The sequence below is a fragment of the Bradyrhizobium sp. HKCCYLRH1030 genome (assembly GCF_051168395.1).
In the GTDB taxonomy this organism is placed as follows: domain Bacteria; phylum Pseudomonadota; class Alphaproteobacteria; order Rhizobiales; family Xanthobacteraceae; genus Bradyrhizobium.
Map to the genome: position 1 here is coordinate 364,277 of NZ_JBNPUY010000006.1, position 20,208 is coordinate 384,484.

General features: G+C 64.2%; 19 protein-coding genes and 1 tRNA gene. 11 read left to right on the forward strand and 9 right to left on the reverse strand.

Annotated features, from left to right (window positions below):
• Positions 1-104 precede the first annotated feature (104 nt).
• A complete protein-coding gene (locus tag ACQR1E_RS20085; protein WP_434844760.1) occupies positions 105-1,508 on the reverse strand; it encodes a methyl-accepting chemotaxis protein in 1,404 nt (467 codons plus the stop codon).
• 214 nt (positions 1,509-1,722) lie between these two features.
• Here ACQR1E_RS20085 and ACQR1E_RS20090 point away from each other — a divergent pair, with 214 nt between their 5' ends.
• The 4 genes from ACQR1E_RS20090 (at position 1,723) to ACQR1E_RS20105 (ending at position 4,212) form a co-directional block, all read left to right on the forward strand.
• The gene (locus ACQR1E_RS20090) at positions 1,723-2,052 is read left to right on the forward strand and encodes an ArsR/SmtB family transcription factor (protein ID WP_316200528.1); all 330 of its coding nucleotides are present in this window, start codon (positions 1,723-1,725) and stop codon (positions 2,050-2,052) included.
• Positions 2,045-2,530 (forward strand): SRPBCC family protein, encoded by a 486-nt coding sequence (locus ACQR1E_RS20095; protein WP_434897473.1) that lies wholly within the window; start codon positions 2,045-2,047, stop codon positions 2,528-2,530. The genes ACQR1E_RS20090 and ACQR1E_RS20095 overlap by 8 nt, the downstream gene beginning before the upstream one ends.
• A 31-nt stretch (positions 2,531-2,561) precedes the next feature.
• Entirely contained in the window at positions 2,562-3,221 is a 660-nt protein-coding gene (locus ACQR1E_RS20100) for a glutathione S-transferase family protein (RefSeq protein ID WP_315749441.1), read from the forward strand.
• Positions 3,222-3,486: 265 nt separating this feature from the next.
• On the forward strand, positions 3,487-4,212 hold the full coding sequence (locus ACQR1E_RS20105; protein WP_434897474.1) for a Crp/Fnr family transcriptional regulator: 726 nt from the start codon (positions 3,487-3,489) through the stop codon (positions 4,210-4,212).
• 36 nt (positions 4,213-4,248) lie between these two features.
• On the opposite strand, the gene ACQR1E_RS20110 is transcribed toward ACQR1E_RS20105, so the two are convergent.
• The 5 genes from ACQR1E_RS20110 to ACQR1E_RS20130 form a co-directional block, all read right to left on the reverse strand.
• A tRNA-Leu gene (locus tag ACQR1E_RS20110) sits at positions 4,249-4,335 on the reverse strand.
• Positions 4,314-5,246 (reverse strand): hypothetical protein, encoded by a 933-nt coding sequence (locus tag ACQR1E_RS20115; protein ID WP_434897475.1) that lies wholly within the window; start codon positions 5,244-5,246, stop codon positions 4,314-4,316. Before ACQR1E_RS20115 ends, ACQR1E_RS20110 begins: the two co-directional genes overlap by 22 nt.
• Positions 5,247-5,381: 135 nt before the next feature.
• On the reverse strand, positions 5,382-5,834 hold the full coding sequence (locus ACQR1E_RS20120; RefSeq protein WP_315826231.1) for a DUF2721 domain-containing protein: 453 nt from the start codon (positions 5,832-5,834) through the stop codon (positions 5,382-5,384).
• A 26-nt stretch (positions 5,835-5,860) separates the two neighbouring features.
• The gene (locus ACQR1E_RS20125) at positions 5,861-7,342 is read right to left on the reverse strand and encodes a DUF1254 domain-containing protein (RefSeq protein WP_434897476.1); all 1,482 of its coding nucleotides are present in this window, start codon (positions 7,340-7,342) and stop codon (positions 5,861-5,863) included.
• Positions 7,343-7,561: 219 nt separating this feature from the next.
• The gene (locus ACQR1E_RS20130) at positions 7,562-10,048 is read right to left on the reverse strand and encodes an arylsulfatase (RefSeq protein WP_434897477.1); all 2,487 of its coding nucleotides are present in this window, start codon (positions 10,046-10,048) and stop codon (positions 7,562-7,564) included.
• A gap of 388 nt (positions 10,049-10,436) precedes the next feature.
• On the opposite strand from ACQR1E_RS20130, the gene ACQR1E_RS20135 reads away from it, so the two are divergent.
• From ACQR1E_RS20135 to ACQR1E_RS20155, 5 genes are all read left to right on the forward strand, one after another.
• Complete coding sequence (locus ACQR1E_RS20135; protein WP_315826228.1) at positions 10,437-10,574, forward strand: hypothetical protein; 138 nt, start codon at positions 10,437-10,439, stop codon at positions 10,572-10,574.
• A gap of 376 nt (positions 10,575-10,950) precedes the next feature.
• Positions 10,951-11,994: a SphA family protein gene (locus ACQR1E_RS20140; RefSeq protein ID WP_315714978.1), complete on the forward strand. Its 1,044-nt coding sequence runs from the start codon at positions 10,951-10,953 to the stop codon at positions 11,992-11,994.
• A gap of 441 nt (positions 11,995-12,435) precedes the next feature.
• A complete protein-coding gene (locus ACQR1E_RS20145) occupies positions 12,436-12,909 on the forward strand; it encodes a hypothetical protein (protein ID WP_315826227.1) in 474 nt (157 codons plus the stop codon).
• Between the two features lie 40 nt (positions 12,910-12,949).
• Positions 12,950-13,516: a hypothetical protein gene (locus ACQR1E_RS20150; RefSeq protein ID WP_316202845.1), complete on the forward strand. Its 567-nt coding sequence runs from the start codon at positions 12,950-12,952 to the stop codon at positions 13,514-13,516.
• Positions 13,517-14,175: 659 nt separating this feature from the next.
• Complete coding sequence (locus ACQR1E_RS20155; protein ID WP_409999229.1) at positions 14,176-14,550, forward strand: hypothetical protein; 375 nt, start codon at positions 14,176-14,178, stop codon at positions 14,548-14,550.
• 16 nt (positions 14,551-14,566) lie between these two features.
• Here ACQR1E_RS20155 and ACQR1E_RS20160 read toward each other — a convergent pair whose 3' ends face one another.
• Together ACQR1E_RS20160 and ACQR1E_RS20165 are read right to left on the reverse strand one after the other, a co-directional pair.
• On the reverse strand, positions 14,567-15,766 hold the full coding sequence (locus ACQR1E_RS20160; RefSeq protein WP_315714693.1) for an FAD-dependent monooxygenase: 1,200 nt from the start codon (positions 15,764-15,766) through the stop codon (positions 14,567-14,569).
• A gap of 10 nt (positions 15,767-15,776) precedes the next feature.
• Positions 15,777-16,019 carry a zinc-finger domain-containing protein gene (locus ACQR1E_RS20165; RefSeq protein ID WP_315714692.1) on the reverse strand — a complete coding sequence of 81 codons (243 nt, stop codon included), beginning with the start codon at positions 16,017-16,019 and terminating at the stop codon, positions 15,777-15,779.
• 292 nt (positions 16,020-16,311) lie between these two features.
• Here ACQR1E_RS20165 and ACQR1E_RS20170 point away from each other — a divergent pair, with 292 nt between their 5' ends.
• Both ACQR1E_RS20170 and ACQR1E_RS20175 read left to right on the forward strand, forming a co-directional pair.
• Positions 16,312-17,463 (forward strand): hypothetical protein, encoded by a 1,152-nt coding sequence (locus ACQR1E_RS20170; RefSeq protein ID WP_434897478.1) that lies wholly within the window; start codon positions 16,312-16,314, stop codon positions 17,461-17,463.
• A 147-nt stretch (positions 17,464-17,610) separates the two neighbouring features.
• Positions 17,611-18,360 carry an alpha/beta fold hydrolase gene (locus ACQR1E_RS20175; RefSeq protein WP_315714691.1) on the forward strand — a complete coding sequence of 250 codons (750 nt, stop codon included), beginning with the start codon at positions 17,611-17,613 and terminating at the stop codon, positions 18,358-18,360.
• Positions 18,361-18,479: 119 nt separating this feature from the next.
• Here ACQR1E_RS20175 and ACQR1E_RS20180 read toward each other — a convergent pair whose 3' ends face one another.
• The gene (locus tag ACQR1E_RS20180) at positions 18,480-19,844 is read right to left on the reverse strand and encodes a hypothetical protein (protein WP_434897508.1); all 1,365 of its coding nucleotides are present in this window, start codon (positions 19,842-19,844) and stop codon (positions 18,480-18,482) included.
• Positions 19,845-20,208 lie beyond the last annotated feature (364 nt).

Below are 20,208 nucleotides of genomic sequence, written 5' to 3' on the forward strand. Positions count from 1 at the left end.
TCACACCACACCCTGTCCTGTGGCTATGGATTCCGGGCTCGTGCTGCACACGCCCCGGAATGACGCGAGGATGGAGTGACGTGACGTCGGCAGCAGCCTCGTAGCTATGAGGCCCTGATCTCGTCCAGCGCCGCCAACACCTCGCTGGAAGCGACCTCGACCCTGCCGATCTCGTTGAGCGCTTCCTCGATGCGCCCTGAGCTGAACAGGCGCGCGGCTTCCTTGCCGTGGCGGTGCACCGCCTCGTGAGGGCGCTCGAGGTTGCGGAATGCCGGATCCCCGGCCAATTGCCGGCCGCCTTCGCCATAGTACCATTTGCCGAGCCGGCACGTGTGATGATCGGAGAGCTCGTCGGCCCGCAGTTGCAGCCGGCCGACCGACATGTCGACCAGCCGCTTTTTCCAGATCACGTGGTCGGCCTTGGCCAGTCTCACCACCTGGTTGTCGAGCGAGAGCTTGGCGATCTCGCCCAGCATCTTGCCGACCTTCGCGTCCGTCTTGCCCATGGTGTCCGCGAGCGACATCACCTCGTTGGCATTGGCGGTCGCGAGATCGGCGATGATGGTGATGCCCTGCGCGACCTCGTCGGTCGCGGCGGACTGCTCGGCGAGAATGCCGGAGATCTCGTCCATCTTGGTGCTGACCACCGCGGTCCGGGTGCCGGCCTGATCGATCGCCTGTGCCAGATCGTTCATCTCGGACATGCCGACCTCGACCGCCTTGGCGCCGCCGGCCATGGCCTCGACGATGCCGCTCATCTCGGCCTGCAGCCGCTCGATGCGACCCTTGATGTCCTCGGTCGCCTTGGTCGTCTGCTGCGACAGGTTCTTGACCTCCGCGGCGACAACCGCGAAGCCCCTGCCGAATTCGCCGGCGCGCGCCGCCTCGATGGTGGCATTGAGTGCCAGCAGGTTGGTCTGGTTGGCGATCGCGTCGATGGTGCCGACGATGGATCCGATCTCGGCGGAGGCGGCGCTGAGATCGGCGATCTTCGCCGAGGTGTCGCGCACGGAGCTGGCGATGCCGTTCATCGTCTGCAACGTTCGTTGTACCGCGGTCACGCTGTTCTCGACGGCCCGGCGCGTCGCGGCGGCCTCGGCAGCGGCTTCGGTCGACGTCGACCGGATGGTGTGCACGGAGGCCTGCATCTCCACCGATGCGGCAGCGAGACTCTGACAGCGTTCGGACTGATTGTTGGAGGCGCCGATCAGGCGCGCCGCGCTGATCGAGGCTTCGTTGCTGTTGATGCAGATGTCGACGACGGAATCGAGATCCTGGGACGCGCGGGCCGCGAGCGCGGTGCCGAGACGATGGATGGCCTCGATCAGTTGCGGCTTGAGCTGGGCGCGCAGCGCGGCAGCATCGACGCCTCCGGTATCGCGATTGAGCTTGCCGTCCGCCCAGTCACCGAGGCACTGCGCCAGCGCGTCCTGGAAGGCGTCGTGTGCGGAGGTGTCGGACGCAAGCGGGGCGTCCGATGGTTCGTTCTTTCGGCGGAATCCCAGCATCGTGCCTCTCATTGATGGCGAGCCCCGGCCAGCCTGAGCGACGTCGCACAACCCGCCCGGACGCCGGCAACCGTTGGTTCCACCCTGGTTCGGTTATGGTTAATGGCGGGTTTCTCCTTGCAACCGGCGGTGGCGAGATCTGCAGGGATCGGGGCTCTCGCGTTCTCCGGCGTGCCGCCTTGACGTTTATGTAAGTAGTGGCTTACAGTAAGTCATGGCTTACGGAACGACACTGAATGTGCTGGCGGACCCGACGCGGCGGGAGGTGTTCGAACGGCTGCGCGGTGGACCGCGGCCGGTCCATGCGATCGCGGCCGGGATGCCGGTGTCGCGGCCGGCGGTCTCGCAGCATCTGAAGGTGCTGAAGGATGCCGGGCTGGTCGAGGAACGCAGCGAAGGCGTGCGCCGCATCTACGCGTTGCGCCGTGAGGGGTTGGCCGAGCTGCGCGACTGGCTCGACAGCTTCTGGGACGACGCGCTGCTCGCCTTCAAGATCGAGGCGGAGCGCACGCATCGACAGACGAAAGGGGGGATCGATGAGTGAGGGTGTCGTGATCGCGCCGGTGCGGAAGCTCGTCCATGTCCGGGCGCCGATCGATCATGCCTTCGACGTGTTCACGCGCGGCCTGACGCGCTGGTGGCCGCATACGCATGGGGTCGGCCGCAAGCCGATCGAGAAGGTGCTGCTGGAGCCGAAGCTCGGCGGCCACTGGCTCGAGATCGCCGAGGACGGCACGGCGACCACGGTCGCGACCATCACGCTATGGGAGCCGCCGCATCGCTTCGTCATGCTGTGGCAGGTCGATGCGCAGTGGAGGCCGGATGCGGCGATGCGCTCGGAGGTCGATGTGCAATTCGTTGCCGAGGGCCCGGATGTGACCCGCGTCGAGCTGCTGCACCACAAGTTCGAAACCATGGGCCGCGAGGCCGGCGCGTCGATGCGGCGGGATGTCGACGGCGGTTGGCCGGGGCTGCTGCAGCGCTTCGTGGCCGAGGCCGAGCGGCCGCCGGCGTCATCGTGAGCAGTTCATCATCAGCGTGGGGGAGATCGTGATGTCCGAGTTCGTCGTCCATTCCGTGCCGGGGAGCCCGTTCGGGCGCAGCGTGCTGATCGCACTGGAGGAGAAAGGCGCGCCGTATCGGCTCGCGGCGCTGGCGCCGGGCGACTCCAAGGGCGCGGCGCATCTGGCGCGTCATCCCTTCGGGCGCGTGCCGGTGCTCGCGCATGACGGCTTCGTGTTGTACGAGACCCAGGCGATCCTGCGCTATCTCGATCGTGTGCTGCCCGAGCCGGCACTGACGCCCGCGGATGTCAGGCAGGCCGCGCGCATGGACCAGGTGATGAACATCAGCGACTGGTACCTGTTCCAGGGCGTGTGCAACGTCATCCTCTTCCAGCGCATCGTCGGTCCGCAATTCTTCGGCACGACCACCGATGAGGCCGCGATCGCACGCGCGATGCCGCAGGCGAGAACTGTCATCGCCGAGTTGTCGCGGCTGCTCGGCGAGCAGCCGTTCATGGTCGGCGATCATCTGTCGCTGGCCGATCTGCAGGCCGCGCCGCAGGCGAGCTTCCTGTCGTTGACGCCGGAATGGGCGGAGCTGACCGCCGGCCATCCCAACCTCGTAGCCTGGATCGAACGGCTGGAGGCGCGACCGAGCTTCAAGTCCACCACCATGGCGGAGCTGACGGCGCGAGCGCAGGCGGCGTAGGCGCGTGCGGCGTCAATGATGCTTCGGGTGAGATCCAAAGCCCAAGCGAGCGATCGCGCTGCGACGGCCGTCGGCATGGATACGCGACTTTCAGCCGCGTGATTAATCCAGGTTATATCGCGGCGGGCCGGTTCCATTTTAGCTGCGACGTAGGTCGAAGGGCCTCGGCATCCGCCGCCCCCGATCGACCGCCACAGCGTCCCGATGACCGAATGACGAAGCCGGGTCGGCGGGACGGATTGGACGCAAGCGCGCGCACCCCTTGATGCTGCGATCAGAACCCGATCTCCCCGGCTGCTGCGTCTCCTGCACCCACGTCGATTCCGGATTCTGTGCCGCGCTTTTCAAGGCCTGCCGGGAGCAGTCGGCCCTGCCGCGGCTCCATCAGCAGTTCTTCACCGTCCGGGCCGGCCAGCAGATCAAATGCCAGAGCGAGGCGCGCGACGATGTGCTCGTGCTCTGCGGCGGCTGGGCATTCCGTTACATCCAGTTGTCGGATGGCGGCCGCCAGATCCTGCGCTTCCTGCTGCCGGGCGACATCTTCTCGCCGGCGGCGATCTTCGCCAAAGGCATGAGCTTCTCGGCCAAGGCATTGACCCAGGTCCAGGTCAGCCGGCTCGATGGCGAGGAGGTCCGCAAGCAGTGCCGCGCCGACGAGCTGGTCATGATGGAGGTGTTCCGCTCTCTCGGCGACAACGGCCGGGCCTCCTACGAGCTCATCACCGTGCTCGGCCAGCGTCCGGCCGAGCGTCGGATCGCGCATCTGCTGCTCAGCCTGATGCGGCGCGTCGCGGTGGACGGTGTGGTCCAGCACCACCGCTATCCGTTTCCCTTGAAGCAGCTGCACATCGCCGACGCCGTCGGCCTGACCTCGGTCCATGTCAGCCGCGTGCTGGCGCTGTTTCGCGATCGCAAGATCCTGACGATCACGGAGGGCAGGCTGGAGGTCACCGATCTCGCCGAGCTCGAGCGGCTGGCGGCGTTGAACTGAGCCGGGCAGGGCGGCCGAGCGGGGCGTGCACAGGGCTGGTGCGGACGGTGGGACTCGAACCCACACGACGTTGCCATCGAGGGATTTTAAGTCCCTTGCGTCTACCAATTCCGCCACGTCCGCCCTATTGATTTCCATAGCTTTTTCGTTCCAGGCCGGCAAATGTTTTCCAATCGAACCCTTGCGTTTCCATTTCGGTTACAAAACCCGTTCACGCCTTGTCCTGACCGTCTTTGATCCTGCTGAATGCTCGGATGATGTTCTGCTCGGCCTCGACGTGCCGGGTATAGTGGGCGCCCATGCGTTCCGGCTCGTCGCCGATCAGATCGGCCACCTCGCGGGTGTTGGCGCCGTTGCGCCTCCACCAAGCAGCGTAGGACACGCGCAGGACCGTGCAGCGTGGTGCCGGCGCCAATGTGGCCGGCGCGCTCCCGGTCGCGCAGCCAGTGGCTCACCCGGGTCTGCATCTCCTTCTCGGACGGCCACACCGTCCCGTCGTCGCGGACAGCGATCAGCCTGTTCGCCCGCTGCACCTTCAGCTCGCCCATGAAGGCCTGCAACTCGGGCAGCACCGGTAGGTTCACGAATTTGTCGTTCGTGCGCGTCTTGTAACGTGCGAGGAACAGGCAAATCTTGATCTCGAGCGGAGCGTTCTCGCGCGCGAATTGCCACTCCTCTGGCTCCCACTCGCGGTTAGCGTTGGGATCGGCCTTGTGGGCCTTCTCGACCAAGAATTTCCGGTCTTTGCGGAAGGAGCGCGAGCGCGTTCCGGCATATTCGAACGCGGTATCGTTGAAGTCGCCGCGGACCGACGTGTCGTTCGCGTGATCCATAGCGTGGCGATGTTGCGAGCTTTGCCATAGCCCTGTCTCCGCCTGATGGCAGCCGCTGCACGCTTGGCTGCCGACAAAGCTCAGCTCTGCTACGCTGGTCGGCTGAGACGAGGTATCCGGCGTCTTGAACCAGGACAGCCCGCTTGCAAGCAGAGGAAACAGCGCACCCGACCCGATTGCCAACAGCGCGGCAGTCCGCAAGCGGAATGTTGGCGCGGAGCGTTGAGCAGGAGTCGGGCTTGTTCAGGCCGGGCCGTCGCGGTGGCCTTCTGACGCCCGCGGCTCTTCCGAGACCTCTTCGTCACATCCGATCACCCCTCGACTGCCCTGGAAGACTTACACGCGCAGGTCGTTGTCGTGAAGTGCAATTCGGGTTTCGCGGGCGAGGTCGATGAGAGAAGCGCAGAACGTCAGCAGCGCAGCCATGAATAGCAGCGCCACGCCATATTCGTGGGCAACATCGAACAGGGCGCTGATGAAGGCAACGATGATGATGAGGGCGGTGAGGATCGCAGAAAGGATGGAGCAGAACAGCGACCTGTTCAGGAGCGAAGCCCGGTGCCGCAGCCGGGGAATATCCGTCTTGAGGTAAGCCTTTGAAGCATCATCATCGGTGATGCCGTGAAGGAACTGGGCCCGGTCGACCACACGGTTGATGCGGGAAATAAGAACCGAGATGAAGGACGCGACGGCTCCCAGCAGGAAAGCCGGGGCCGCCACGTTGCCGATGATCCGTGCCAGTTGGTCGATTGAAGGCGTTACCGGCACTAACTGGATTACACTGTCCATCTCCTCGCGCAGTCCTTGCAAGTTCTTCAGGTGTCGCGAACGCGCCGGATGGGCGGGATCTTGAACGTCCCGTCCTTAAGGGCAGTCTTGGGCTGATAGACCCTGACGCTGAGATTGAAGGGCAGGCTCGGCGGACACGGAAGCCAATTCGTTTCCTTGTCGCCGCCTGGTGATTGCGCCTGGATGTAGATATCGAGCGAGCCGTCTGGATTGTATTTGATCGGCATCGCAGAAGTTATGCCGTAGCGGTTGATCGCGTTCCGAACATAGAAATTCTCGCGATAGGGCGAGACCGACCAGACCCCAGCTTCGGATGGGAATATCTCGTCCTTCTCCAGATGGAGAACATACTTCGCCGCGCCGTCCAGCACGTTGCCGTCGCCATCGACAAAGGCGGTTGGATAGACCGCATCGTCCGACGTCAGCGCCCCCAATCCAAACCAGGCGATGAATGCCCGCGTGGTGTAGTCGGTACCGAAGCGACCGATATTCAGCGCGCCCTGCCAGCCGTTCACGGTCGGCGCAGTGTAGGGGCCTGTTTCCAGCTTGTACCAGACCTCGGCCGGCGCCCGGTTGATCCCCCGCAGAACGGCCGGATCGAGCTTGGACGGTTCAAAGTCCTTGCCGACCTCGATCCCGATGCGCTTGAGCTTGTCGATAGTCTTGGCGTCGTCAGGGTAAGGCGGGTTGTCCTTCAACGCAGCGGCGAGGCGCTTGAAGAACATCTCGCCGGTCATGAGCCGCACCTGATCGTACGGCGTCGCCGTTGTATCGACACTGGTGTCGATCGGCACATCGGAGGGTGGCGTGTAGGACTTGCCCCAGGCGCTGAGCGGCGTCAGTTGCAATTCATCCTGCAGCTTGTTGATTGCAACGAACTCCTTGGGGCTGTCGCATGCGATCTGGACCAGAACAGATGCGTAGCGCGTCGTCGATCGGAACGTTTGCTTGATGCCATTGGGCGCAACACCGTTCCATTTGGGGCCGGCGATCAGAAAGTTTCCGGCGCCAGTTCCGGTCGTCCGACTGCCCGCCGAGGCGAAATCGTCGGTCCACATGTTGAGCGCCTGCATGATGATGTATCGCCCCTGAGTGTCGGGCTGAGAATAGACGAACGGCTCCTTGTCCAGGTCGATGAATGAAAACGCCCAGAGGGAGTTGACGCTGATGCGGACGCAGTCTTTGAAATCCGGATCGACATAAGTCCGCATCCTGCCGAACTGGTTGACAGGCGCTTTATACTGTTCGGACTTCGACGTGGCAGTCATCACCGCTCGGGTTGCGTCCATCATGACAAGCGGAAAGCCGTAGACATAGCATTCCAACGCAAGAACATACGCCAGTTCTTCCTCGACATCGCCCTTCAGGTCGCCGAGTGCGCGCAGCAGCGGGCCGGCCGCCTCGCTTCTTGTGGATGACAAGGCTGTGCCCAGCCCGGCACCGAGTGCGGTCGTGAGCAGGCAGCGGCGATGAAGCGAAATGCCTTCCTGTCCAGCAGATGAATTCATGAGCGATCTCCTTTTCATTAGTGCGCCGCTCGACCCATATTTGACCTAAGCTCGAAACGTCCTGTCTTTCGGTCGCAAGCCGTCGAAGAGGGAGGCCACCGCAGATGACGCAGATGGCAGGTCCATATAAGCGACTATCCCCGATGCGAGACCCGGAACACATCGGGTTCTGAGAGTGGGGAGCTTTTGCTCCCCACTGCTTTGCTGGGAATGACCAGGCTAGTCGTTTGCTTTGGTCGCGGCCTTCTGCATGGCTTTGCGATCTTCCTCAGCCAACTGTTCCGGCTTGATGTTGTAGGTCAGTTTGTCGATCGTGCCTGTGAATCGGAATGGCAGCGTATAGCTATCATCGACCGCGGTGCGGGTATCGAGCCCAACGTCCATGGATTCATCGATCGCCATCATGAATGGAATCGTGTGTTCCATTTTTTGTTGCGACAGCACTCGGCCGTCAACCGAAAGGACACCGCTGCCGCCTTTGCCGAGTCCGGGTCCATCGTATTTGAAGTCGAAGACGATCTTGTGCTTACCCGGACTGAGCGCCTGGCCCAGCCAGTCATCGGCTCCAACGCCGCCCTCCCAGCGGTAACGTTTGAGATTGAGAAGATTGTAGACGAAGACCGGTTTGCCCTTGAGCAGGTAAAGGCCGTAGCCACCGAACCTCCCGCCCATTGTAGCGATCATCCCTTCGGCACCGCCACTGGGCACGGTGATCTCGGCTGTGATCGTGTAGTCCCTGTTCAGGAGGCTGGGAGCATTGGCAATCGGAATGTCAGCGTTCTCACCGACATAGGTGAACTCCGTTCGCCCTGCCGTCCCACTCGGCCGCGGCGTGAGAAGCCGCGGGAGCACCGAGTTATCCAGCGGAAACACCTGGTACCTGCTCGCCTCCGCCGCAAACACCGCCTGCAGTTCCTTGAGCTTCTCGGGATTCGTCGCCGCAAGGTCGTCCGCCTGCGAGAAGTCCTCGGCAAGGTTGTAGAGCTCCCACTTGTACTGCTCGACCGGCGGCAGCGCCTTCGTGCCGACAAGCCACGGCGGCTCGGGTGGTGTGGTCGCGGCGTACCAGCCTTCGTGGTAAATGCCGCGGTTGGCGAACATCTCGAAGTACTGGGTCGTGCGCTTCGACGGTGCGTTGGCATTTGCCTTGTCGAACGTGTACGCCATGCTAACGCCTTCAATGGGCTTCTGCTTGATGCCGTCGACCATGTCGGGCGCCTTGATGCCGGCCGCCTCAAGGATTGTGGGCACGATGTCGATCACGTGATGAAACTGGGGGCGAATGCCTCCGACATCGTTGATGTGGCCGGGCCACGAGATAGCCATACCCTGCCGCGTCCCACCGAAATGCGACGCGATCTGCTTGGTCCACTTGAAGGGCGTGTCGAACGCCCACGCCCACGGCACGGCCATGTGCGGATAGGTCTGGTCCGAACCCCAGGATTCGTAATATCGAAGATACTCGACCTCCGGCAAATCGAGCACGCCATTGGCGACCGTCAGCCAGTTTGGCGTACCCATCATCGAGCCTTCCGAACTCGTGCCGTTGTCGCCGTTGATGTAGATGATCAACGTGTTGTCGAGCTTGCCCATGTCTTCGACGGCCTGGATCACCCGGCCGATCTCATCGTCGACATAGGCGGTATAGGCCGCGAACACGTCGGCCTCGCGAATGACGATCTTTTTCTTCACCTCCGAGAGCGAATCCCACTTCGGCAAGACGTCCGGCCACGGCGTGAGCTGCGTGTTTGCGGGAATCACGCCCAATCGCTTCTGGTTGGCGAAGATCTGGTCTCGCAACTTCTCCCAGCCCTGGTCGAACAGGTGCATCTTGCTGATCTTGTCGATCCATTCCTTGGTTGGCTGGTGCGGGTCATGGGTCGCGCCAGGTACGTAGTAGACGAAGAACGGTTTCTCGGGCGCCGCGGCGTCAAGTTCCTTCATGTAACGGATCGCGTCGTCCGCCATGTCGGTGATCAGGTTGTAGCCCTTCTTCCCGACCCACGGGTAAACGGGGGTGTGGTCGCGGAACAGGTACGGCGTCCACTGGTCGGTCTCGCCACCCATGAAGCCGTAGAAGTACTGGAAGCCCATCCCGCTCGGCCATTGGTCGAACGGACCGGCCGCGCTGTATTGGAAGGACGGCGTGTTGTGGTTCTTGCCGAACCACGATGTGGCATATCCGTTGTCGCTCAGAATCCGGCCGATAGTCGCGTTCTCCGGACCGATGACCGAGTCATAACCCGGATATCCAGTCGCCAGTTCACTGATCTGGCCGAAGCCGACCGAGTGATGGTTGCGACCGGTGATCAGAGCCGCTCGCGTCGGCGAGCAGAGCGCCGTCGAGTGGAATTGGGTGTAGCGCAGGCCATTCTTGGCGATGCGATCGAGCGTTGGCGTTGGGATCACCCCGCCGAATGTGCTCGGCACGCCATAACCGGAATCGTCGGTCATGATCAGCAGAACGTTCGGCGCACCTTTACGTGGCACGACCGTCGGAGGCCACCACGGCTTCGAGGTCTTCGCATCCTCCGTGATCGTGCCGCCGAATTTCGGCGGTGGCGGTGGAAGCTGGTCGCCCGGAATGGTGATGGTCGCGGCCGGGGAGCCGAGCGGCGGCGTAGTCGGTTGCGCTTGCTGTGCAAACGCGGGGGCGGATATCGCCGACGTCAAAAACAATATGGAAGCAATCGCACGAAAATTCATCGCAGGCCCTCCCCAAGAGGTGCGCGCAACCGCGCAGATGCTTGTGATCCTCTAGGACGGCGCAAGGAGCGACGTTGACGCAGATCAACCCACGCGCGAAGGCGCCTAGGGCAGATGCGATCGCCTGGCTGTGCTAACCAGCGGGGCACGCTCATCTATTGTATTATTGTATGGACCTGCCGATGTCTCACGCCGGTCAGGCATCTGCAAAGAACCATCAAATATCGAAGAAATATTGAAGAGCAGGACACGCGCACACGCTCGGCATCGTGCTGCACCGAACAAGTCGAATAACGGACCTTGAGCGAAATCAATGGGGAACATTTTCTGAGTCTCAAACCGTCAAGGGCAAGCTTTCCTGGTCTTCCTGGATCGACAGCGATACGCTATGCTCGCCTACAAGCTCAATCATCCCGTCGTCGGCGCCGCGCTCGCGATCACCTTGGTTGCAGCAGTTTCGTTGGTTTCTTGGCAGAAGCTTTCTGCGAAGCATCGGCTTGCGATCAAGAGCGATCGTCTCGAGTAGGGCAATCGTCTTGACCTGGGAGATGGCTGTGCGGAGGCCGTGTGGCCCTATGGATGTAGCTGGCAACTGCCTCCTGAAAGACGAGAAACCAAAAGGCACTTTCCCAAACGGCGACGAGGTTTGTCTCTCATGATCACGCGCGAGGCTATCCTGTCTCTCAAAGCGCCGCGTGAATTTCCTTAGGAACAAACAGCAATTCTTTGCTAAGCGGCGGACCAGCGCGACACTGTGCTCCATTTGCAACATCCGGTTGCAAATTGTTCCCTATCATCGTGACGGCTATCGCCCGGCGCAGTACGGCCTGTCATGCTGTCAGCATCATGCTCGTCACTCACTATGAGCGAGGGTCGTGGTTCGGCAGGAGATTGCCATGAGAATGACGAGGGCGCTTGGCGCTATTGCATTTGCGACCATTGCATCAGTACCGACGATTGTCTCGGCAGATGAGAGCGGCATCAGCTTTTGGATTCCGGGCACATTCGGTAGCCTTGCCGCCACGCCTCAGCAGCCCGGTTGGTCGGCTGCGTCAATTTATTATCATACCTCAGTGTCTGCCGGCAGGGACGTGGCGCGCGCTCGTGAGATCCAGATCGGCCGTATTCCTGCGAATCTGACAGCTACCTTGAACGCAAACGTCAATGCGAACGTCGATCTTGGCCTGCTGAATGCGACCTACGTCTTCGCGACACCGGTTCTCGGTGGTCAGGCGTCTGCAAGCCTGATCGGAATCTACGGCGCAAATACAACCTCGCTCAATGGATTGGTGACGGGCTCGCTTTCAACACCGGGCGGCTCAATTCCGTTCTCGCGCTTTGATTCCGTCAGCGATTCCATCACTGGCTTCGGCGATTTGATCCCCCAATTCGCACTGCGCTGGAACGCGGGCGTCAACAACTACATGACCTACGTGATGGGTGACATCCCTGTCGGCGCTTACCAGTCCACGCGCCTCGCCAATATCGGGATCGGGCATGGGACGATCGATGCGGGCGGCGGCTACACCTATTTCAATCCACAGAGCGGACATGAGCTCTCCGGCGTGCTAGGCTTCACCTACAATTTCACAAATCCTGACACGCAGTATCAAAGCGGCGTCGACATGCACTTCGACTGGGGCGCTTCGCAATTCCTGAGCAAGCAGGTCCAGATCGGGCTGGTGGGCTACGTCTACAAGCAACTTGGCTGCGATAGCGGCTCCGGCGATCGCGTCGGCTGCTTCCGCTCGCAGGTCGCGGGTGTCGGCCCGCAGGTCGGGTTTATCTTCCCGGTCGGTGACATGCAAGGCTACCTCAACTTCAAGGCCTACAAGGAATTTGCCGCGGAAAACCGGCCTGACGGCTGGAACGCCTGGGTGACGTTTGTCATCTCGCCGGCGGCACCAACGCCGACCGCGCCACCGAGGCGGATGATAACGAAATAAGGCTTGGTGAGCCGTGGCGGCCCAGCTCCCGCCCCGGCAATCGCCAGCTGACCTGCCCGGCTCTCCCCGGCGAACGCGCTGCCCCACCGCTAGCTACACCACCACCGGGGACACGACCTCGGATCCCGCACGGCTGGTTGTGGATGCACGAGGAGCGGGGACTGATGTGGAGATTGCGCCTGCTGGAGTCGAGCTGTTCGTATGAGAAATTGCCGCAGAGCATTCAACTCTTGCGAGTGCGGCGTTATTTTGCAGCTTTGTTACTAACAACGACTAATCGTCATCTTTGCGGCATATGGTACCTCCAGCCCACGCAAGGGCGATCATTCGATCAGGGAGGCTACTTTGCATCGCTCTTCTATTCTGGTCCTCGTCGGTATCACTGCAAGCGCGGCGGCGTTTGCTCATGATCACCCCAGTCGGCTTCACGGGACCTATGCGATGACGGGCGCATCGGACTGTATCCAGAACTCGGCGTCGATCGGATTCGATTCGAACTTCTTGCCGAAGGGGCCGGTCGTGTTCTTCGCCACCACCGTCGACGGCGTCATGGTGTTTCGCGCCGACGGCACCGGCACGGTGAACAACCGGTCCTTCACGGTCGACGCAGGCGAAGGCACGACCAGCGATATCTCGTACCAGATCACCTACTCGATTGACCCCGGTGGCAAGCTGTCGGTCAAGGCGGTGCCAGGTACGTACAGCTCCACGACCCTGACCGGACCGAACGCCGGGTTGACGCAAGTCGTCGATGTTCCCGACACCAGCGGATTCATCGGCGAAGGAGCACGGGCCATCGTCCTCGCTCCGCCCGCGCCGACCGTCCTGACGGTCAGTCGTTCCAATGGCACCCAGTTTGCCCGGATCTGCAATGGATCTCTCATCATGACCCGCCTCAGCGACGACGACCGCTGATGTAAGGGCGAGCCATTGTTCGGATCGGGGAGGAAACCATATGCACCGCTTTCTTATTTTGGCCGCCGCTGCGACGGCAAGCACGGCCGCGTCTGCGAATGATCATGCAAGTCTACGCGGAACCTATGCGTTAGCTGGCAAATCGTTGTGCATCCGGAATCCGGCCGCTGTCGGATTCAATTCGAACTTCACGCCAAAGGGCGGCCCGCTGAAGCTCTTTTCCTTCACCGTCGAAGGCGTCATGGTGCTTCGCGCCGATGGCACCGGGATGATGGATGTCCAGGACTTCTCGGTGGACACCGGCGGAGGCGAGACCGGCGTTACCTCATACAAGTTCACCTACACGATCGCCTCCGATGAGAGAGTGTTGCTCAAGGCGGTGCCGGGCACGTACAGCCACACGATCCTGACCGGCCCGATCGCCGGGCTGACGCAAGTCGCCGACGTTGCAGATGCGACTGGGGTGATCAGCGAGGGCGCGCGGACCATCACATTCGCCCAGCCCGCGCCGATCGTCCAATTGGTCAGCCGTTCCGATGGCAACCGGTACGCTCAGATCTGCAATGGATCGCGCATCTATATTCGCATCGGTGATGCCGATCGCTGATCTCGCCAACGGCGGCGCTCTGTGGCCGGCGCCGCCGTCCCGCCCCGAAGCTTGTTTCTCTCGCTCGGGCGGCCTCCTCGTCGCTCCCTTGGGCGCGGGGAGATCGGGGCCGACCTGTCCCGCCGCCCGCAGCAAGGGATAAGAGGGGATGGTGTCGAAACCGATTGACCGCCCGCACCATGAAAGGGATCGGATCAAGGTGAAAAACCGTAAGCGTCCGGCAATGGCGTGCCTGACGAAGCTCCTGCTCAAGCCAGCGCGAGCGCCTTGGTAAAGCCTCAATCCGGCCGTCACCAGCTGCTTTGAGATGCCTTCGCGTTGAGGCGCTTTGCCAAGTCTGGGATCACGTGGTGCAAGACATGGACGAAGCGGCCGTTGTAAGGCACGGACCCATCACGAGAATCCGATTCGGATCCGCATCCCTTGCGGGCCGGTCGTTGGGCGAGGTGAGCGTGACGAATCCGAGGACCATCGCAGAGACGAATGCTGCCGCCGTTCGGGCCGATGTCCGCGGCCGATCAGCCCATGATCGAGCCCAGGATCGAGCCAATGGCTCGACGCCGCTGCACGGTCGAGGCTGCGTGACCAGCGATCGGCTTCGCGTCGCGCTGGCCGCGGGACTGCTGGGGTTGGGATCGTTGCTGTCGGGCTGCGCCGGCATGAGCGACAGCGTGTCGACCGCCTTCGCGGATCCGGCCAAGTATGAGCTCTATGACTGCAAGCAGCTCGAGGCCGAGCGCAAGGCGCTGGCCGGGCGCGCAGCCGAGCTGCAGGGCCTGATGGCCAAGGCAGAGACCGGAGCCGGCGGCGCGGTGGTGGCCGAGGTCGCCTATCGCAACGACTATATCGCGATCCGTGGCCAGACCCAGTTCGCCGAAGAGGCCTGGCGCCGCAACAAGTGCCAGGAGACCCCGGCACCGCAGCCGGCTGCTGCGAAATCCGGCAAGCCGGTCAAGCCGGCGCGTCCCGCGCGGCCGATGGCCTCCGGTGCGGGCACGCCGTCGACCCTGCCGCGGGACGGCTCGGTCTACTGAGACCGGGCCGCTTCGCCTACGGCCGCCAGTCGTAGATCCAGCTCTGCCGCGCCGACAGGCGCTGCGGGCCGAGCGCCTTGATGCTGAGGTCGCGGGCCAGCGCCAGCGGTCCGGTCATGTGATAGAGGCGGCCCTGATTGCGTGCGGTGCGCTGCACCTGGCCGACGCGCGGGCGGCGCAGCTTGGCGTAGCGTTTCAGCGCAGCCGGGATCGCGCCCGGACCGTCCGGGCGCGCCTCGCTCAGGCACTTGGCGAGCACCACCGCGTCCTCGATCGCCATTCCCGCGCCCTGCGCTGCAAAGGGCAGCATGGCGTGCGCGGCGTCGCCCAGCAGCGCGACGCTGCCCTCGGTCCATTCGATGCCTTCGGGGACGCCGAACAGCGCCCATTTGCGCCAGCCGTCGACCGCATTGAGCAGCAGCCGCGCCGTCGCGGGCCAGCGCGGCGGCGCGAACGCCGCCTTCAGCTCGCTCGGATCACCCTCCGTGCTCCAGCCCGGCCGGTTCCAGGTCCCCGGCACCACCGCGACCACGTTGACCTGGCGGCCGGCCGAAATCGGATAGGCGACGAGATGGGCCTCGGGGCCCATCCAGAGCTGCACCCGCGCTGCCGTCAATTCGCGTGGCAATTGCCGGGCGTCGAGCGTGCCACGCCAGGCGATCAGGCCGGAGAACTCGGCGCGGACCTGCGGAAACAGGTGGTGCCGGACCGCCGACCACACGCCGTCGGCGCCGATCAGCGCCAGCGCCACGTCCTGGCGGCGCTCATTGCCGCGGCGATGCACCACGGTCAGACCCTTGGCGTGGGCGGCGACGTCCTCGAACTGGCAGCCGAGCCGCAGTTCGACGTCCGGATGCGCCATCACCTCCGCGGCCAGCGCCGCCTGCAGATCGGCGCGGTGGATCACCCAATAAGGCGCGCCAGCCGCCTGGCTCGCGGCCTCGCCGAGCGGCAGGCGGGCGATCTCGCCGCCGGCCCGCGCGCTCATGATGCTGACGGCGTCGGGCACCACGGCACGCGCGGTCAGCCGCGGCCCCAGGCCGAGATCGAGCAGGATACGGCTGGCGTTGGGCGAGAGCTGCAGGCCGGCGCCGACCTCCTCGAGCCGTTCGGCCTTCTCCAGCACGACGACGCGGAAGCCCTTGGTGGCGAGCGCGAGCGCAGCCGTCAGGCCGCCAATTCCGGCCCCCGCCACATAGACGGTACGCGATGCCACGACACGCCGATCAGGCGACGTCCTTCAGCACGCATTCCGGCGGCCGCGCCTCGCCGGCGGCGAGGTCCGGCGCATAGCGGTACAGCGTCGAGCAGTACGGGCAGATGATCTCTTTGTCGTTGCCGAGATCGAGGAACACGTGCGGATGATCGAACGGCGGATTGGCGCCCACGCACATGAACTCATGCGAGCCGATCTCGATGACGGGGACTCCGGCATCGTTGTTGAAATGCGGGACGATGTTATCGGCCATCGGTATCACCTCGCGTGGCAACGGGAGCGTATGCGGTCAGCACGACGGAGCAGGACGGGACTGAGGTCGCACGGCCGCGCGCGTCGAAAACGGCGCGACCATACTGAGCCTTAAGGCCAATTCCTAGTGCTGGGAACCCGCGTTTGGTGCAACGCACGCCGTTATGTTGTGGCCTGTGGATTCGACACAAACTCAGGGCCGCCGAGAAGCCCTTCTTTCGTCGGGGCCGTTGTGCCAGGCACGGGAATTACTATGTGTCTCCGCATCGTTCCCGCGAAAACGTGAAGGCGGCGTGATCTCGAAGCGAATCAAGCTGGGACTCGGTCTGGCGCTGGCCGGGCTCGCCGTGAGCGCCGCGGTTGGCGCTGCGATATGGCCGCACGCCTATGGCGCCGGCGCCATCGTCGTGGCGCAGGACGATCCGGCGAGGTTGTCGGAGCTTCAGATCGCGTCCGTTCTGCAGAACGATCCGGCGCGGATCATCAGCAATATCGAGGACGCGCTCGCCGCCGGCGATCCAGATCTCGCGGAGAGCTTCGTCGCGCTCGCGCGGGATCAGCAGGTCGCGCTCGACGAAGGGCTGGTGCAGCGCGTGAGCGATGCGGTGGCCGCCGAGAAGGCGCCGGCCAGCGTTGCCAAGCGGTTCGCGACCGGGCTCGTCACCGGCCAGGCCGACGACGTCGCGAGCCTGTCCGGCACGGTGGCCGGCGATCTCTTCGTGTTCGGCGACATCCGCGACGCGGTGCGCGAAGGCAAGCATCTGGTGATGGGCGAGGAGACCGACCGCCTGGTGCTGGGCCTGGCCACGGCCGGTCTTGCCGTCACCGCCGTAACCTATGCCTCGGCCGGCACCGCCGCGCCAGTGCGGGCCGGGCTGACGCTGGTGAAGGATGCGCGAAAGGTTGGCCGGCTGGGCGAGGGGCTCGCCGCCTGGGCGGGACGTTCCGCGCGCGAGGTGGTCGATGCGCCTCTGTTGCAGCAGGCGGTGGCCTCGGGCTCGGTGCTTCGTCCGGGCCAGACCGCGACCGCGATCCGGGCGGCGTTCCGCGCTGAGAAGGCCGGCGCGCTGGTGCGGCTCGCCAAGGATGTCGGCCGCATCACCGAAAAGGCCGGCACGCGCGGCGCACTGGATTCGCTCAAGCTCGCCGAAGGACCGAAGGACATCGCCCGCGCGGCCCGCCTGGCGGAGGCCAAGGGCGGGCAGACGCGGGCGATCCTGAAGCTGCTCGGCCGCGGCGCGCTGCTGCTGACCGCGGGGGCATTCAATCTCGCGCTCTGGCTGTTCGGCGCGCTGATGACGCTGCTCAGCTTCGTCGCATCGCTGAAGGCGATGAGCGAGCGGGCCACCCAGGCCTGGCTCGACCGGAGCCGGCGGCGCCGCCTGCGCCGGATGCAGGCCGCGGCCGTCGCTCCCGAACTGGCCGCAACCGCGTCCTGCGGCTAGAGCATGATCCGGAAAAGTGGAAGCCGGTTTTCCGAAAAGATCATGCTCAAACAAAGGGATAAGATCATGATGCGATTCCGTGGAATCGCATCATGATCTAGACTTCGTCCGACCAGCTTCACTCCAGCGTTCCGGGATTCGCGACCGATGCCGAGCTTTCACAACGGCGCCGTTGAAATTGCCTTCATCGACGAGGGGGAGGGCGATCCGATCGTGCTCGTCCATGGCTTTGCTTCGAGCAAGAACGTCAACTGGGTCTATCCGGCCTGGATCTCCGAATTGCGCAAGGATGGCCGCCGGGTGATCGCGCTCGACAACCGCGGCCATGGCGATTCGGCCAAGCTGTACGACCCCACGCTGTATTCGATCGCGGAGATGGCGAGCGACGTCACGGCGCTGATGGATCATCTCGGCCTCGCCAGCGCCGACGTGATGGGCTACTCGCTCGGCGGCCGCATCGCCGCGCATATCGCGCTGACCGCGCCAGAGCGGCTGCGTTCGGCGATCTTCGGCGGCATCGGCATGGCGATGATCGAAGGCGGCGGTCCCGGCGAGAACGTCGCCGCCGCGCTCGAGGCGCCCTCGATCGATAACGTGACCGATCCCGTGGGCCGCACCTTCCGCGCCTTCGCCGACCAGACCCGCTCGGACCGTCTGGCGCTGGCCGCCTGCATGCGCGGCTCGCGCGGCCTGATCTCGCGCGACGACGCCCGCCGTATCGCCGTGCCGGTGCTGGTCGCGGTCGGCACGGCCGACGAAGTGTCGGGCTCCGGTCCGGCGCTCGGCGCGCTCATCCCCGGTGCCGAAGTGCTCGATATCCCCAATCGCGATCACATGCGCGCGGTCGGCGACAAGGTCTACAAGGCCGGGGTGATCGACTTTCTGTCACGGCGGTGAAGCCGTAGCCCGGGCAAGCGCAGCGCCCCCGGGTTCTCCGGCACAGCGCGCGAGACCCCGCATGTCGCTATCCCGACGCCTTGCGGCGCCGGCTGTCGCTCATGCGGGCCACGGGGGCGTCATGCGGCGGAGCCGTCCACACGCTCGCCGCTGAACCACCTCGTCGCCGCGATCAGCGCGGTGAAGGTGGCGATCCACACCATCCGGGCGCCGTAGCGGTCATGCGGGCCGGAGATGACGCCGCAGATCACGGCATTGCCGAGCAGTGCCAGGGTCACGGTGATGGCGAGCAGGGCCACGTCGTCGCGTCGCCGGCGCCAGATCGCGTGCGCCGCGATCGCCACCGCCGCCAGCATCGAGGCCAGCGCAACCGGCACGTGCAGCCAGTTGATGACGGCGAAACTGATCTCCCAGTGCTGCTGGTGTGCGGCGCGCATCTTCTTGACCTGCGAGGGGATGTAGCGCTCGATGATGCCATAGGTGTGCGGCAGCCAGCCGTTGGTGCCCTCGCCGGTCGCCACATGCACCAGCTGCTCGGCGGTGGCGACCGCGGCGGCCCTGGCCTGCCACAGCGGGTAGGCCGCGAGCGACCGCTTCACGATGAAGCCCATCTCGTCGTTCATGCCCTCGAAGCGGCCGAGCTTGTTGAACATGCTGTTGCCCCACAGGAAGTCGTCGGCGGTGGGCGGCAGCTCGTTGCGATAGGGGCAGAGCTTCAGCTTCTCGCGGGCGCAATGGTCCTTCAGATATTGCGCCACGATGCCGTCCTGGAGCATGCGGCCGAAGGCGACGCCTGTACCGCCCGGCGTCCACGCGAGCTGGCCGGACAGGGCAAAGTTGGCCGCGAGCAGCATCGCCGCACCCGCGACGATCGTCATGCTGGCCTGGAGCAGGCCGGAGAGCGCGATCTGCCGGCGCAGCCAGGGATAGGCGATCCAGCCGGCGCAGCACAGGCCGAACAGCACGCCGAGCGTGGCGCTGTGGGTGGCGGAGGCGAACGCGACGAAGCCGAACAGCGCGCACTTTTCCAGGACGGTGGTCCGGCGCGCCTGAGTGACCATGATGTAGAGCGCGAGCACCGACAGGCCGGCGAAGATGTCGGTCAGCAGCATGCTGGCGAGCCAGGGCAGGGCGGTGGTCAGGATCAGCAGCAGGCCGATCCAGAGCAGTCGCAGCGGTTGGGCCAGTCCCAGCAGGCGCAAGGTGAGCTGCAGGATCCACAGCGTCGCCAGCGCCTGCAGGCCGAGATTGAGCCAGAAGCTCGAGCCCTCGCCCCAATGCAGATAGAGCCCGAACACGGTCGAGCGGCTCGGCACCAGATAGCCTTCGTACCAGCGCGCGAGATAGCCCCCGGTGTCCCACTGCAGCAGCGGGTAGCCGTTCCACAGCGCCGGCGCGACCAGGAAGAGCGGGATGACGATGACGGGGAGCCAAGCCAATCCGGCCTCGGTCGCGCGTTCGTCCAGGATCTGAGTGTTACTGATACCCGTGTCCCCCCGATCAGGAGCACCGTGGCCGAAGTATGGTCAGGGCGATATTCACTAGTAGACGCAGAGCGATGGATGGTAAAGCCGATCCCGTGATCGAACGGGGGGCCGCCGGCCTTCGATCCTCCGGGTGGTTCCTTTTTGCCGCAGCCACCGGTATCCGCCCCATCCGCTCTCCCGCAGCGTGCTCCAGGGGGCGGGAACGGATTGCTTCCCCGATGATCGTCTTGATTTTGGGTTCCTGCTGCCCACCTTGAGCCGACGCGGTGCCGAATGGCATGGCGGCGCAACCGGGACGTCACCGGCGGGGCGTAACGGAAATGTCTCAATCCCGTGTTCTCTGGGAGGCAGGCTGGCTGGA

Bases quoted from the DNA above. Each gene is read 5' to 3' on its own strand.
- ACQR1E_RS20165 (WP_315714692.1), bottom strand. From the start codon at position 16,019: ATGGCCGATAACATCGTCCCGCATTTCAACAACGATGCCGGAGTCCCC.
- ACQR1E_RS20155 (WP_409999229.1), top strand. From the start codon at position 14,176: ATGAGCGACAGCGTGTCGACCGCCTTCGCGGATCCGGCCAAGTATGAG.
- ACQR1E_RS20150 (WP_316202845.1), top strand. From the start codon at position 12,950: ATGCACCGCTTTCTTATTTTGGCCGCCGCTGCGACGGCAAGCACGGCC.
- ACQR1E_RS20085 (WP_434844760.1), bottom strand. From the start codon at position 1,508: ATGCTGGGATTCCGCCGAAAGAACGAACCATCGGACGCCCCGCTTGCG.
- ACQR1E_RS20105 (WP_434897474.1), top strand. From the start codon at position 3,487: ATGCTGCGATCAGAACCCGATCTCCCCGGCTGCTGCGTCTCCTGCACC.
- ACQR1E_RS20090 (WP_316200528.1), top strand. From the start codon at position 1,723: ATGGCTTACGGAACGACACTGAATGTGCTGGCGGACCCGACGCGGCGG.
- ACQR1E_RS20175 (WP_315714691.1), top strand. From the start codon at position 17,611: ATGCCGAGCTTTCACAACGGCGCCGTTGAAATTGCCTTCATCGACGAG.
- ACQR1E_RS20125 (WP_434897476.1), bottom strand. From the start codon at position 7,342: ATGAATTCATCTGCTGGACAGGAAGGCATTTCGCTTCATCGCCGCTGC.
- ACQR1E_RS20120 (WP_315826231.1), bottom strand. From the start codon at position 5,834: ATGGACAGTGTAATCCAGTTAGTGCCGGTAACGCCTTCAATCGACCAA.
- ACQR1E_RS20135 (WP_315826228.1), top strand. From the start codon at position 10,437: ATGCTCGCCTACAAGCTCAATCATCCCGTCGTCGGCGCCGCGCTCGCG.
- ACQR1E_RS20095 (WP_434897473.1), top strand. From the start codon at position 2,045: ATGAGTGAGGGTGTCGTGATCGCGCCGGTGCGGAAGCTCGTCCATGTC.
- ACQR1E_RS20130 (WP_434897477.1), bottom strand. From the start codon at position 10,048: ATGAATTTTCGTGCGATTGCTTCCATATTGTTTTTGACGTCGGCGATA.
- ACQR1E_RS20140 (WP_315714978.1), top strand. From the start codon at position 10,951: ATGACGAGGGCGCTTGGCGCTATTGCATTTGCGACCATTGCATCAGTA.
- ACQR1E_RS20100 (WP_315749441.1), top strand. From the start codon at position 2,562: ATGTCCGAGTTCGTCGTCCATTCCGTGCCGGGGAGCCCGTTCGGGCGC.
- ACQR1E_RS20145 (WP_315826227.1), top strand. From the start codon at position 12,436: ATGACGGGCGCATCGGACTGTATCCAGAACTCGGCGTCGATCGGATTC.